Origin of the sequence: Microcoleus vaginatus PCC 9802, from assembly GCA_022701275.1 — a bacterium.
GTDB classification, from domain to species: domain Bacteria; phylum Cyanobacteriota; class Cyanobacteriia; order Cyanobacteriales; family Microcoleaceae; genus Microcoleus; species Microcoleus vaginatus_A.
The window spans coordinates 3,643,690-3,657,583 of record CP031740.1 but is presented as its reverse complement, the minus strand read 5'-3'; the positions used below and the strand labels follow the sequence as shown (position 1 = coordinate 3,657,583).

Sequence of the window (13,894 nt, the reverse complement as noted above, 5' to 3'; positions counted from 1 at the left end):
TTGGAGTGTTAGTTGAAACTTGACCCCTGCTTTTTTACCTCCAACTCGAAAAAAGGGATTGGGAGAGTGGTTGATCGGCGATTACAACAGTTGCAAAATGTGCATCCGGGCCCAGAAACCCTAGAAGGTCGAGTTGGAGTAACTATTGTTACAAAGTTTAACATCTTACCAATCTTTTGTAATTCATCTCCTAACTGTAGTTGAACGATCGGCTAAGGCACAGCTCGCTAAAGGACACTGGTATTGTGGCACACACCCATGATTTAAATTTACCAGCAAGCCCGCTACCCAGGAGTAGACAGGTCTGTTAAAATACAATTAAAATGATTAAAAAATTCTAGGTAAGCAATCGCGTTATATTTTGGAAAGCTGCTTCCTCTCAACAGAGGCTCTTAGATTTAGAGAGCCGGAGGTATTCAAAAGCATAGTCAACTGGAAGTATAATTTATATAGTCTTAGATTTGGGGAGCTCTAACTCCCATAACTCAAAAGTTTCCAGATCAGTCAAGAGGTTAGTCTGAATTCGGCGCAAGCAACCTGCGCCGAACTTGCGCCCAGACTCTCCCAGCACAGAATTCATAGCTTGTTTTTCAAGGGAAGTATTGAGAAGGGCGGTTGCCAGCAACTAGACGGGCCGTTACACATGATAAAAGCACCCTTACCTCTTGGTAAAAAAAGTGTTCAAGGTCCATAACATCGACTTGTATCAGCTTCTCGGCTCTGATCCAGAGGTTTGCTTGGACAATTTGGTCGGTTTGGCAGCTCAGATCAGCCGAACTCCTATTGCTTTCTTGAGCTTGATTGACGGCAACCGCCACTGGTTGAAGTCGCAGTTAGGTATCGATCAAACTTTGGCTGATAGTTACCTGGATTTTTGCGATCGCGCGCTCGACCCAACTCCCGAAGAGTTCGCCGTCGGCTCAAACTCAAACTCGGAATTTGACCGCTCGAACCCCCTGCAAAAACCGCCAGTTGCTCCCAAATCTGCGATCGAACCCCCTGCAAATTCCTTCAAGGAACTGCCTGTGGCCATTGTCCGAGACGCTTCCACAGACGTGAGATTTGGCGAGCATCCCCTAACAGTTTTCTATCCCTTCGTGAAATTTTACGCCGGCATCCCAGTCATGACCTCAGATGGGCAGATGCTGGGAGTGCTATCGGTCATGGACTCAGTACCGAGATACTTGACAAAAGAAACCATAGAAGCTATCCAAGCTTTGAGTCGGCAAGTTGCGAGTTTGGTGGAGCTGCGCTGGCAATTACTCAAAGCTCAGAAACAGTGGCCAGAGGCGGAAGATATCAGCTCCGACAGCGAGCAAATCTCCGAGTTAGTTCGTGGCTCGAACCCATCCACCTTGTGTGCCGTACAGACGCCACAAAGCTGTACAAGAATATACGCAAAAAAGCTCCCAACGGTCGAGGAAACAGGCAAATCTCAATATTCGTGGGAAACTTCAGCGAGCATCGGGCATGCAGACGATACCCAACAAATCCGAGAAATCGTTGTCGGCTCCCGGGACACCTATGAGCGCCAATTAACGGCCCCGTCGCTAGAAGAGCGATCGCGCTTGGGAGCTCTGCAAGCTAAAGTCGGTGCCGCCCTCGGACAAGGTGGGAAAATATCGCCCATCCTCAACCGCTGCACCGAGGCAATGGTAGATTACCTCGACGCCAAGGAGGCGACTATCTGGACGTTCAACCCACAGACAGAGCAGTTAGAATTGCAGGCCGATTCAGGACTCAGCACCGAAGGGTGGGAACGGGAAATAGAAGATTGGGTGCGAGCAGAACCGGGAAAACTCCAAACGGCTCCTGTATGCCTACTGTCGAACCCGTCTCTTTGCGCCATTGCCTATCCGCTGATAGTGGAGGAGCGCCTGGTGGGAGTGCTGGCTCTGTGCAGTAGCGCTTTGGTAAGCGAGGGAGCGCTAGAAGTTCTGAGCTGCATGGCTAACGCCATAGCTGTGGCGATCGATCGCATCACGGCCCGAGAAGAATTGTTGAGCCGCCGCGAAGGCCTGCTCTTCGGCCTCGCCAGCCAGATGCGGAATTCCCTCGACCTCGACAAAATTTTAGATACGGCTGTCAACGAAATTCGCAGCTTGTTGCAGGTTGACCAGTGCTACTTTTTGTGGTACTCCATCTCGCGAGACGGGCAGCCAAGCTTTGCAATCACCCACGAGGCGGCAAATCCCGAACTGAAAGAGCGGCTTACAGAATACCCGATCGAACAAGTAACGCTGCTGGCCGAGAAAATTTGCCACCGCCAAACGCTCCGGATCGGGGAGGCGGCAACAGCACTCTGCATCGAACAGCCCACGCGAGATTTTTTGACCAGTCTCGGCATTGTTTCTAACCTGCTGCTGCCGCTCAAGACTCGCTCCGGTCAAATGGGTGCTGTAGTTTGTAACCATTACAGCAGCCACCGTTCCTGGGCGACGAGCGAAGTGGAGTTGCTGCAAGCGGTGGTTGATCAACTGGCGATCGCGATCGACCAAGCCGAACTCTACGCCCAAACGCGGGCGGCAGCCTTAGCCGCTCAAACTCAAGCCCGCCAACTGACGGAAACTTTGCAGCAGTTGCAGCAGAAAGAAGCTCAGCTCATCCAAAACGAAAAAATGTCCTCTCTCGGTCTAATGGTCGCCGGCGTCGCCCACGAAATTAACAATCCGGTTAATTTTATTTACGGCAACTTGACTTATTGCAAGCAGTACATGAGGAATTTGCTGGATTTGCTGCACTTGTATCAAAAGCACTACCCCGATCCTTGCCCCGAAATTCTCGACAAAAACGAAGAAATCGATGTTGATTTCATAGTGCCGGATTTGCTGAAAATTCTGTCTTCAATAGAGATGGGAACTGAACGCATCCGCCAAATTGTCCTGTCTCTGCGGAACTTCGCGCGCCACGACGAAGCAGAGATGAAGCTGGTGGACATTCACGAAGGGATGGACAGCACGCTGCTGATTTTGCAGAGCCGCTTGAAGTCAAATGGGCTAATACCGGAAATTGAGGTAATTAAAGACTACGGCAACTTGCCGAAGGTAGAGTGCTATCCCGGACAGCTCAACCAAGTATTTATGAATATTTTGGCGAATGCGATCGACTCTTTGGAAAATCAGCCCTCACCCAAGACGATCAAAATCTCGACGGCGGTGGTGGCCCCAAACTCGGAGGCTGGTGAGTCAGGAAAGTCGAGCGGTCAAGTTGTGGTGATTCGGATTCAAGACAGCGGGCCGGGATTGGGCGAAAAAGCTAAATGCCACTTGTTTGACCCTTTCTTTACCACTAAACCTGTGGGCAAGGGTACGGGGCTCGGCTTGTCTATCAGCTACCAGATTGTGGTGGAAAAACACGGAGGAAGCTTGAACTGTATCTCGAAACCGGGACAGGGAGCTGATTTCAGGATTGAAATCCCGGTAGCTCGCCCCCCTGCGATCAAAGAATAAACCGGCCGGCGATCGCTTCCAAAAACATTTTTTAAATTTTATTGTCAAAATGCTTGACAGATTCCAGTGTTTGAATGTTAAGATAGTGAAGGTTAAGACGTTGGGGCGTCGCCAAGTGGTAAGGCAGCTGGTTTTGGTCCAGCCATTCAGAGGTTCGAATCCTTTCGCCCCAGTTAAATTGTGTTAGGTCAATCAATTATTTAACTGATAGTTTAGAGTCACCGCTCGTCCGACGAGAGAAAAACGAGTGCCTAACTACAAACCTAATTAGGGGTTGCTCACAGGATATAAGAAACCGGGTTTCTTGCGGCGGATTTGGCCTAAAAGCGTAGATTTTTGCGATAGAGAAATCGGTTTCTTTGCTCGCCAGTGCGGATTTTTGGCCCAAACACGTTGTTTTGCGTAAGTCCTCATCCAAAAAGAGTGAACCCGCCCTACTCGCTCTCACGGCAAACTGCTGGGCCCGCGAGCATTTAGCCGATCGAAAACGTATCGGGAAATTGCCGGAAATGCTGTTTCGTCCTTGGCATAAGCCGGATCGTCTGCGAAAACAACTAAGATATAAATCGCGCGATCGTCTAAAGTTCTGACAAATGCCGCTTCGCTGCGGGAACCAGAGGTATAGCCAACTTTGGAACCAAAATAAATATTAGTTGGTAAAGACTCGCCGAGAAATCCTTGTATCGAGTTGCTGGGGTCATTTTTCCATGCTTTGGGGTCTAAGTCTCTCGTCAGCAAGTAAGCCATTTTGCGGCTGGCGACAGTGGAAACGGCTTGCCTAGTATAGATTTCATATATTAATCTGGCAGCTTGGTCGGTAGTTACTTGATTGCGAATCGGCTGGGAAGGATCGCCCCGCAATTGCAAGTCCCGACCGATGGGCTGTTCTTGTCTTAAATAGTGTATGGGATAATTTTTGGTGGTTATACGAATATCATTGTATCCAGCAGACTGAAAAAATGTGTTAATTTGATTGCGCTTTTTCAGCCAGCTTTGCAACTCTTCTCCTGCCAGCCGATCGCCGGATTTTGTATCTGTTATTTTGTCTAAAAGTCGGCTGGCAGCATCGTTGTTGGAGACGCGAATCATTTGATCGAGGTCGTTTTTAAAGGCAGATTCTCTTTGCGTAATGATGCCTTTTTCTATGGCTGAGTAAAAGGCTGCCATCCAAAATAATTTGGCAACGCTAGCGGGAAATCGGAGAGTTTGATTTTGATATCCGGCGAAGCTGTGAGCTTTGGCATTGCTGACATCAAATAAGGAAATTGATAGGGATTCTGCGGGTAGTCCTTTGCTGGTCGCAATTTTCACAGCTTCATCAACAATCCCTTGCAATTCTTGAGAGTAAACGGGATTGGGAGGTGTTTTGATGTTGTAGCTAAAGGTAGGCTCGCTTTGACGAGCGGCTAAATTTTCCGAGGGTTCAATTGTCGGAGGCGAGAGTGTTTCTTGAGGCGAGACAGCCTGTTGAGCCAAGATGACTGGCGGTTCTGGGGGACGGCGAATTCTGAACGGTATTGTGACAATCCAACCGATCGCGATCGCCCCCGCAATTAAGCACAGGATGTTACGGTATTTTAAGCGAGAAAATTTCGTCCTGACTCGGCGACGGGATTGGACAGGAGGCTGGCTGCTTTGGCGTCGTGGCCCGATTGGGCCTAGGGGCTCGATTGGGCGTCGGGGGGGAATTGGGCGTGGGCGGCGTCGGCGTTCTACTTGCATTACAGTTTTGTGCTATCAAACTCGCACGATCAGTTTATAATAGGGCGGCATCTAAATGACAAGTCTATCGATCTAGTCCGCTGTTGCCAATTTTATCTGTCTACTAGGCTGATTGAGACTTCTAGTAATTGTAAAATTTTCAGGATAGCACTGAGTTGAAGCAAAATCCTTTGAAAAACATGAGAAATTTTTGGAGTCTGGCTGTTTTGGGATTTGCGATCGTCGGCGTGAATAATTCTTTGATACCTGATGTTTGGGCATTTCAGTCTCAATCTGCTACGGGATATGTTGTTGAGCCACAAACAGCAGGACAGGGCGCGGATGTAGCGTTTTCCTTGACGGGAGAAAGCGAAAATCTGGAAGTAACAAACAAGCAAACTGTTTCCAGTTTTCCGAGTATATTTTGGGACTTCAACAATTTAGCGGAAATTTCCTATTCCGAATTGCTGAAGGTGCTGGCGAGACGATCAGACTCAAATAATACGGAGAGAGAAACGGCTGCACAACCTGAAGACATAGCACGTTTTGAAAAGGTTGTACAGTATGCAAAACAACAAAATTTGCACGATCGCTCGATCGGAGAAATCGTCCAGGCGATCGCCGATAATTTCCTAGGAAAGCCCTACGCCGCTGGTTTGCTGGACGAATCCGGCGAAGAAAAGTTGATCGTAACTTTGAATAAATTTGATTGCGTTTTATTTGTAGAAACTGTTTTGGCGATCGCCAGGGGCGTAGCAGTACAAGATTACGACTATCAAAATTTTGTCACTCGCATAGAAGAACAGCGGTACTTAAACGGTAAAATGAACGGTTATTGCAGCAGATTGCACTATTTTTCCGACTGGATTAACGACAATCAAAAACGGCAAACTGTGGAAAATATCACCGCTCAATTAGGTGGAGTTCCCATGAATAAAACACTAAATTTCATGAGCCAGCACCGCAGCAGTTACCCGCAAATGGTCAAAGACGAAGCAACTTATCAGTGCATAGTCAGCCAAGAAGCAGACTTAGCCAAAACTACTGTTAATTACATCCCGACAAATCGGATAAAAAGTGTTTATTCTCAGTTAAAACCAGGGGATATTGTAGCGGTAGCCACGGATGTTAAAGGATTGGATGTCACCCACACGGGTTTAGTCTATCGCAATGCTGACGGCAATATGGGTTTAATTCACGCTTCGCCGGCTGGGGAGGTGACGGTTGCTTACGACTTGCACAGATATATTAGGAGAGTCGAAAGTGCGATCGGCATTGTGGTAGCTAGGGCGAAAACCCCTAATTAAATTGGTTTGTACTCCTAGGGTGTATCAGCTTGGATTATTTTAGCTCAAAATTTAAAATTTCTGTGCTGACACACCCTACACACTCTGTTGGGGGATGGGCACGCGAGGCGCCTGGAATATAAAATTTAAATGCACAACAGCTTATTGAACAATTTCGCTGCGAGATACCTTACTACTTCTAGCAGGATTTGGCGTTAATTCGCGCGGCGAAACTTGAACACTTCCCCACTCATTCAAAAAGCTTTTCAGCAAAACCTCTTGCTGAGTGCGAAATGTCTCGACATTTGCCCCGCGATTCATAATCACAAACCACACTGTTTCTTGTTTTTGAGTGGGCAGCGCTCCCCCCAAAGCGCTAACATTATCCAACGTGCCAGATTTGACTACTGCTAATTTGGGAAGCGCCCGTTCTGCCAGTATTCCTTCATCTTTCCCAACAACAGTTAAGACATCAGCAACTGTCATGCTGTAAGGTTCAAGATAGCGTTCTAAAGCTATAAATAACGCGCAAGCAGCCCGGGGAGAAATGAGATTTTCTTCGCTCAATCCCGAACCGTTGACGAGTTGAATTTCTGCGGGCGGAACTCCGGTTGCTGCTGCTGCTTTTTGCGCGACTGTTTTGGCGCCGCCGACAGTATCAGCTAGCATATCTGCCATGAGATTGTTGCTGTACTGATTCATTTTTTTGATCAGTTCGGTAAGGGGCAAAGAATAATGTTTGACTAAAGGCTGCACATCGTTGGGAGATGCAGGCAAAACTTGTACAGTACCCTCAATGGCTATTTGGGGTTTTGGCGTATTGGGAGGCAGGGTTTGATACTGGGCGGCGGCTTCGCTGGGCCAGATTTGACTGTTCAATCCTTGTTTGAGCAATTCTCCCGATTTGAGGGGATCAAGTTCAAAGTTCATGTAAAACTTATCGACAATTATCAAATTGCCAGTGACTCGCTTGATTCCTTTTTGGTTTAAGGCGTTACCAAGGGCGATCGCCTCTTCCCAGACAAACAACGGATCTTCGCTTCCGCCAACAATTAAATCGCCTTTTAAGACGCCGTTTTCAATTTTTCCCGTTGTACCAATTAAGGTAATAAATTGATGTTCCGGCCCGTATTGTTGCAGCGCTACGAGAGATGTTGCTACTTTGGTAATAGAAGCGGCTGACAGAGGAACGGTACCTTGATGATTGGCTAGCAAAGTATTACCAGATTGCATCCAGACGCCTTGGTTTTCTTTGGCAAAACCTTGGGCTACCAACCCGTTGAGATATTGCTGGATTTTGGTATTTGTGGGGGTTTCAGGATTGGTAGCAGAGACTATTAAGGGCTGAGGCTGACTTGGTTTAACTGGCGGCGGGGAAGATTCAGCTACAGGAGAGGGAGATGCAAGTTGAGGTGATTCAGTAGCTGCACATCCGGCAATAATTGTGAGAAGGGCGATCGAACTCGCAGCAGTCAAGTAGCGGTTTTTCAGCATTACTTTAATTTTTTTCATCAAATGTACGATCGTCTGTTCGGCACGCCCGATGGAAATTTTAGCACTAGCCCGCGCGTTTTGGAGCATCCGGAGCTGCGTTACCAGAATTGCGAACCGCTAACAGTAGCTATCTTCTTCTCCATCTTTCTTCGCGCTGTTCGCGTCTTCGTGGTTGGTTAAATAGATATTGTTTAAATACTGCGGGATTTTATACCAATAGCCCGGACTGTTTTTAGTTCGTAATCTGAAACCCTGAATTTTCGTTGGGAGCTCGATTGCCTTGGAGCCTTGAAACCCTTATTCTACGGTTGGTAATCAAAAAATGTTTGAAGTATTGTTATACCAGTTCCCAAAAGCAATGCAACTCTAGGCAAGCTCCCAACCCTTATCTTATAAGTCATTGCCAATTCTAAAATCTAAAATCTAAAATCTAAAATAGTATGATCTTCAGCGCCTGGGGCCTTCACCCCAGGCCGATCGCTCTCACAAATTTTCGATAAACTGGTTTATCCAGCCATACTCCCTATACTCAGCGGCACCATTTCGCCGTGCATCGTCAGGCCTAATAACATCGGCCCGCCCGGTCGAATCAACTCTCCTGTAAGCGCGCAGCGTTCCTCCTGCTGTGCTGTGGCATTAATGCTAGCTCGAATATCCGATCGAGAAAACATCTGCCGATACTCTCCAGACTTCTGCTGCACGTAATTCCATAGCAAATCTCGAATCAAAGCTTGATAGCCTTGATTGCCCGCGAGCTCTTTAAGTCTCTCTTTGAGTTCTCTTTCGAGTCGAATGCTGGTGACTTCCATTTCGGTGGTTGAGGTTCTAGGTAGGGTATGCATAATTTTTTCTCCGTGACGGGTGGACATATGTGTAATATCAGTGTAGTATGTTTACAGCTAGATTGAAAGCCTCTTAACCACCTTCTGCCTACAGTGAAATTTCTCCCCACCTACTCCACCTATCAACTGAAGTGCGATCGCCCCAAGGGTCGCTCCGAGTCGTTACGGCACGTCTTTTGGACGGGTTTGGCGACTGTCGCAGCGACCTCGTGGGCGGGCTTGGGCCTAAATAAACACGGTTATAGTGGATTAGGAGAAATTGCAGAAATTAATTACAACGAGGTAGACCATGACGGTCTGCGAGTGGCACAGCCATATCGAGATACGCGAAGCGGGAGGTACAGCTAAACGACTGTACCAAGACAGGATGAAAATTTGCCTTTAGCAGTTTTTCTAGCCCCCGCTTCTAAGTAAGAGAAGCGGGGGCATTTGATTGGATATTTGAGAAATTCGATCCGCTTGGGGAACTGGCAAAAAACCAGATGTAGCCAATGCTGATGAAGCACCCAAAATTCAAAATTCACAATCCAAAATCTAAAATCCAAAATTGATGAGGAGGAGCAAGCCGTGACCGTAGTAACTGATGTATTGAGGCAATCTGTGGTGGTGTTTTCTCAGAATTACCTACCGATGAGCCGTGTCAACATCAAACGGGCGATCGTACTGTTGGTAACAGGCAAGGCTGAACCTCTGGATTTTAGCATCGGCAACGGCTGGGTGGTGCGATCGCCCACCACCAGCATCCACGTACCCGAACAAATCCGCTTGACTTTTGGTAACAGGGAACGCCTGTGGAAAGTGCCCCCGGTCAATCGCCGGGAAGTTCTGCGCCGTGACGCTCATTCTTGCCAATACTGCGGTAGCAATCGGCATTTGACGCTGGATCACGTGATGCCTCGATCAAAGGGCGGCCCGCATACTTGGGACAACGTGGTGACTGCTTGCGAACGGTGCAACTCTCGTAAGGGCGATCGAACTCCCATAGAAGCCGGAATGTCTCTGCGAACTAAGCCGAAGGCCCCCATACACCCCACTGTTGCTTTTGCCGAACTGTTTTGGCACGAATACCAAATAGGGGAATAGGGAATAGGGCATGGGGCATAGGGCATGGGTAATTGGTAATTGGTAATTGGTAATAGCTAATAGTTAATAGCTAATTCAGTCCTGTAATTGAAAAGGATTTTAGGTCGCGATAGCAAACTTTTCATTCCGACCTATCCAATGCCCGATGCTCAATCCCCAATTCCCGATCCCCGATGCCCAATGCCCGATGCCCAATGCCCAATTCCCAATTCCCGATTTTCAATTTTAAACTTTCAATTCCAAATTTAGGGCTGTCAATATGCTGAAGTTGACTTACACTGAAACGGGCTTTAACCTGGAGCGTTTGGCTCAATCTCCCGAACAGTTAGTGGCGCTGCGAGTTGTGCTGGCTATGCGAGTTGGTCAAAGCATCAGCGTCGAACCGAGCACTGCGGCATTTTTGCTGCCCGCGAATTTGGCGGCGCTGTCTCTGTTAGAATCTGAGGCCCGCCGAGACGACAACGATGCGATCGAGCTTTGTGTTGCTGATGCTGACTTTGTAGAAGTGACACTGCGCGGTACGTGGATTTCTGGCGCATCTGAGGGGGCTGATGGGGTGTTTGCGACTGTGTTGGGCGATCGGGCCGAGCTATTGCTGCTCAAACTCTGGCTCGAAACTCAGGCTGCTGCGGAGGTTGTCGGGGAAGTCGGCGATTAATATTGGATGTTGAACAAGGAAGAGGGAAGAGGGAAGAGGGAAGATTTCTCTCTTTCCCCCTCTCTCCTTATGGCGTATAAATTATGTTGAAGTAAATGCCCTTATCTTGCAGATTGTCGCCCCGATCACTAATTCTCACCAAAGGAAAAGCGTAATCTACGCGCAGGTTCACCCGCTGTATCGGTTCCCAGATTACCCCCAAACCCAAACCTGCTAAAAATGTCTGATTTGTTAATTTATTAGGATTGTTCGCAACGTTCCACACCGTACCCGCATCCAAAAAAGGAGCCAATTGAAGTTTGGGATTTCCCGAAGCATCGCGCTGCAAAGTAATCCGATCTTCGATGGAAACTCTGAAGCCGTTATCGCCAGAACGGACATTTTGGCGGTAGCCGCGCAAAGATTGTCCACCGCCAATTACAAATTGCTGGGAAGGCAACAAACTATTAGCTGACAACTGTAAGTCTGCCTGCACAATTAATAAATGTTTGTCATTCAATCGCTGTACTCGCTGCACTTGACCCAGCCAACTAAAAAATTGTCCGTCGGGATCAGAACCTTCGTTTTGAGTAGCATCAAACAAGCTAGTGCCGATCGTAAATTGCGATCGCAGGGCCCAAGCACCCTGGGGGTCGCGCCGAATGTAGTCCTGTCCCAGCTTAATTGCGCTGGTAGTGGTGACACCATTGGAGTCCGGGCCGATGCCAAAAGGAAACGGTTCGCCAGCGAGAAAAGTTCTACCTGTTTGATAAGTAAAACCGGCAGACAAGGCAAATTCTTCGATCGGCGTTCTCCGCAGCGGCTGGCGGTAACTAACTTCAAATAAATGCGATTTTCCCGAAATGTCAAAACGTTTAAAATCTGCTTGTACGATACTGTTGCGATTCGGCGCTGCCCTCAATTGCAAAGTGCCGTTCATCGCATTTAGCGGCACGCGATAGCTGAAATCAAACACGTCTGAATCCCCAAGGGATCGATAATAAGCCCCTGCCAGTTCGTCGCCATTTCCTGTTATATTGCGGTGTCGCAAACTAACTCCCAATCTTTCGGAACCGACACTGGGAGGCGAGTAATTGTCAATGCTGAAAGTAGGTTGAAATGGATTAGCTTCCGAGACTCGGACGATCAGAATGCTCTCGCCTTCATTATCCCCAGCCCGCAGACTGGCTTCTACATTGTCAAATAAAGGATCGACTCTCAGCAGCCGGAGTTGGTCTTCTAATGAAGCTGTGCTTAAAGGCATTCCTGCACCGAGTCGAATCCGGCTGCGGATGTAACTTGGATTCAATCTTTTAGTTCCTTCTACCTCAATTCGAGCTAGCTTGCCTTCAATCACTTGAATTTGGACTACCCCTGCGGTGATAGTTTGGGGTGGCAAGACTGCTCTGGAAGTGATGTAGCCACGATTGAGGTAAATTTCGGTAATTTTGTCGGCGATTTGTTTGAGCTGTTCTAGGGTGGTAGAACGGCCTTCTAAGGGGTTGACTAAGGCATTAATTTCATCTTGGCTTAAAATTGTGCTGCCAACTACTTGAATTTTCTGCACCTCAATTGGTGTATTCGGCAGCGTTGGGGGAACTGGCGACGGGGACCGCGGCGCTACTGTGGGCGGTACTTGGGGAGGTTCTGGGGAAGGCTGCGGGGCCTGTTGCAGAAATCGATCGCGATTTGGATCTGGTTCCGTCGGCGGCGGTGGCAGGTTTGGAGGCAGCGAGGGTTGGTTCTGGGCTAAAACATGATTGCAATGTAGCTGGTTCTGACATTGGGGATCGTTGTCAACCAGATGTGTTTGTTCGGGCAAGATGCCCGCACCACAAGCAGTTCCATCTATTGTGGAACAGGCCTCTTGCCTGTTCTCGGCGGGGTTCGATTGTGTTTCTGGTTCAGGGTTGGTGTCGATCGAATCGGGAAACTGATTTAAGTTGGTTCCTGTTTCATCCTGCTTGATTTCCAGTTTTTGCAGTGCTAATACTTGATTGCCCCTATCTGCTGAGTTGTCAGCGGAGACGGGCAACTGAGATATATCCTTTGTTTGGGATATAGCTTTATTGGCATAAAAGCAAGCCATCGGGAGCGCAGTTAGAAGTGAAATTCCCAAGCGAAATAGTGCAATATTTGCATTCGGGCGCATAATTAATAATTTCTCTAAAATAAGTTTGTCGGCTGCTTGACTATGCCAGTTTATCATTTAGTATTAGGCGAAATTTGACCATCAAAATCTCCACAGTCCGCCTTTCAAGATGCCAGAAGTCCAAACTGCTGATCGGTACACAAATTTTAATTTATTTAGGACGATCGACCAAACAACCCAGAACAGGCAAGAATCATCTGTGGTGCTGCCAAATACGGCGCTCGAAACCGAGTTTTTCGTACTTGCTGCACCAGTCATACTGTTTTAGGTTTGAGATTTTAGATTTTAGATTGGGTAATGACTGATGGCTATCACCGTTTGGGGCTTGCCTACCGTTGCATTCTTTTTTGAAACTGGTGTTGAATTATTTTCTTGTGATAGGTGTTAACTCACTTGCGACTAAGGGTTCTTGGGCTATTTTGCCGAGTTCGACTGAGTTCAACACTGCTGACCACTTGATCGCTAAACTGGCATCGCTGGGAGACTCTATACGCAATTGAGCTAGAGTTGCCAGGTACTCGTACCAGAGGCGTTGTTGCGCGAAGATGCTGAGCTTGGTGTGAGCGGGCGATCGATCCAACTCTGTTTTCACGGTTGGGGCGAGTGCGGTGCGGTTGATCCACCCGGAAACGAGAACATCCTCTGTTGTATTTTTTGGGTTGCATTTGATAGTAAAGTACCATTGATAGTTTTTGCCAACTTCCAGGGCTGGCGAGTTGTCGTCGGAGTCGAGGCTGACGCTAACGATACCTGCACGGCTAGTTACCATGCGAAAACTTTTTTTGTATAGTGTTTTGTCTCTTTGGTCTGCTAACTCAAACTGAACTGTTTTGTCGAGGGGTACGGGAAGGTAGTAGAAAAATGTTGGTTTTGCTGATATGGTTTGCCCCATAGTTGATTGGGGAATCAAGGCAGTTAAGGCAGTTGTGGCAGTGGGGCATTCTAAGCCGCGGGTTCCTCCCCCTTCACGCCTTCCGGGTACTCCGTCCTCCGGCGGTTGAAAGCTATTCCACGTGGCTCCCGTTGGCTGAATGTTCGGTCTGCTTCCGCTGGATTCAGGGGGTTGAACTGTTTGCCAGTTGAGGGGTAGCTGCGGCCGTGAGGGGCGCTGGACAATGTTTGCGCGGCTGTTGAGAGCCTCTGCTGGTATTAAAAAACTACCGGCGGCAACTGCCTCTAAAGACAGAATTAAGGAAAGAACACCGATATTTAGAGCAGACTTCAAAGCCATGACGAACCTGCCTTTTGAT

Annotated in this window: 9 protein-coding genes and 1 tRNA gene; 5 read left to right on the top strand and 5 right to left on the bottom strand. The window is 48.0% G+C overall.

What is annotated here, in order from left to right; all coding sequences use genetic code 11:
- The first annotated feature begins 677 nt into the window (after nucleotides 1-677).
- Together D0A34_14770 and D0A34_14765 are read left to right on the top strand one after the other, a co-directional pair.
- On the top strand, nucleotides 678-3,449 hold the full coding sequence (locus D0A34_14770; protein UNU19973.1) for a GAF domain-containing protein: 2,772 nt from the start codon (nucleotides 678-680) through the stop codon (nucleotides 3,447-3,449).
- 101 nt (nucleotides 3,450-3,550) lie between these two features.
- Nucleotides 3,551-3,622 (top strand) — tRNA-Gln (locus D0A34_14765).
- Nucleotides 3,623-3,893: 271 nt separating this feature from the next.
- Here D0A34_14765 and D0A34_14760 read toward each other — a convergent pair.
- Nucleotides 3,894-5,120 carry a hypothetical protein gene (locus D0A34_14760; protein UNU22304.1) on the bottom strand — a complete coding sequence of 409 codons (1,227 nt, stop codon included), beginning with the start codon at nucleotides 5,118-5,120 and terminating at the stop codon, nucleotides 3,894-3,896.
- Between the two features lie 206 nt (nucleotides 5,121-5,326).
- Here D0A34_14760 and D0A34_14755 point away from each other — a divergent pair, with 206 nt between their 5' ends.
- Complete coding sequence (locus D0A34_14755; protein ID UNU19972.1) at nucleotides 5,327-6,457, top strand: DUF1460 domain-containing protein; 1,131 nt, start codon at nucleotides 5,327-5,329, stop codon at nucleotides 6,455-6,457.
- Between the two features lie 141 nt (nucleotides 6,458-6,598).
- Here the strand turns inward: D0A34_14755 and D0A34_14750 are convergent, their stop codons facing one another.
- Both D0A34_14750 and D0A34_14745 read right to left on the bottom strand, forming a co-directional pair.
- Complete coding sequence (locus tag D0A34_14750) at nucleotides 6,599-7,930, bottom strand: D-alanyl-D-alanine carboxypeptidase (GenBank protein ID UNU22303.1); 1,332 nt, start codon at nucleotides 7,928-7,930, stop codon at nucleotides 6,599-6,601.
- A gap of 506 nt (nucleotides 7,931-8,436) precedes the next feature.
- On the bottom strand, nucleotides 8,437-8,772 hold the full coding sequence (locus D0A34_14745; protein UNU19971.1) for a hypothetical protein: 336 nt from the start codon (nucleotides 8,770-8,772) through the stop codon (nucleotides 8,437-8,439).
- A gap of 567 nt (nucleotides 8,773-9,339) precedes the next feature.
- Between D0A34_14745 and D0A34_14740 the strand changes: the two genes are divergently transcribed.
- Complete coding sequence (locus tag D0A34_14740) at nucleotides 9,340-9,855, top strand: HNH endonuclease (protein UNU19970.1); 516 nt, start codon at nucleotides 9,340-9,342, stop codon at nucleotides 9,853-9,855.
- A gap of 259 nt (nucleotides 9,856-10,114) precedes the next feature.
- Entirely contained in the window at nucleotides 10,115-10,513 is a 399-nt protein-coding gene (locus tag D0A34_14735) for a hypothetical protein (GenBank protein ID UNU19969.1), read from the top strand.
- Nucleotides 10,514-10,580: 67 nt separating this feature from the next.
- Here D0A34_14735 and D0A34_14730 read toward each other — a convergent pair whose 3' ends face one another.
- Together D0A34_14730 and D0A34_14725 are read right to left on the bottom strand one after the other, a co-directional pair.
- Nucleotides 10,581-12,701, bottom strand: a complete 2,121-nt coding sequence (locus tag D0A34_14730) for a ShlB/FhaC/HecB family hemolysin secretion/activation protein (protein ID UNU19968.1) — start codon at nucleotides 12,699-12,701, stop codon at nucleotides 10,581-10,583.
- Between the two features lie 307 nt (nucleotides 12,702-13,008).
- Nucleotides 13,009-13,875: a DUF928 domain-containing protein gene (locus D0A34_14725; protein ID UNU19967.1), complete on the bottom strand. Its 867-nt coding sequence runs from the start codon at nucleotides 13,873-13,875 to the stop codon at nucleotides 13,009-13,011.
- Between the last annotated feature and the right edge of the window lie 19 nt (nucleotides 13,876-13,894).

Excerpts from the sequence above, each read along its gene's own strand:
- D0A34_14750 (UNU22303.1), bottom strand. The coding sequence starts at position 7,930 with ATGCTGAAAAACCGCTACTTGACTGCTGCGAGTTCGATCGCCCTTCTC.
- D0A34_14745 (UNU19971.1), bottom strand. The coding sequence starts at position 8,772 with ATGCATACCCTACCTAGAACCTCAACCACCGAAATGGAAGTCACCAGC.
- D0A34_14735 (UNU19969.1), top strand. The coding sequence starts at position 10,115 with ATGCTGAAGTTGACTTACACTGAAACGGGCTTTAACCTGGAGCGTTTG.
- D0A34_14730 (UNU19968.1), bottom strand. The coding sequence starts at position 12,701 with ATGATAAACTGGCATAGTCAAGCAGCCGACAAACTTATTTTAGAGAAA.
- D0A34_14725 (UNU19967.1), bottom strand. The coding sequence starts at position 13,875 with ATGGCTTTGAAGTCTGCTCTAAATATCGGTGTTCTTTCCTTAATTCTG.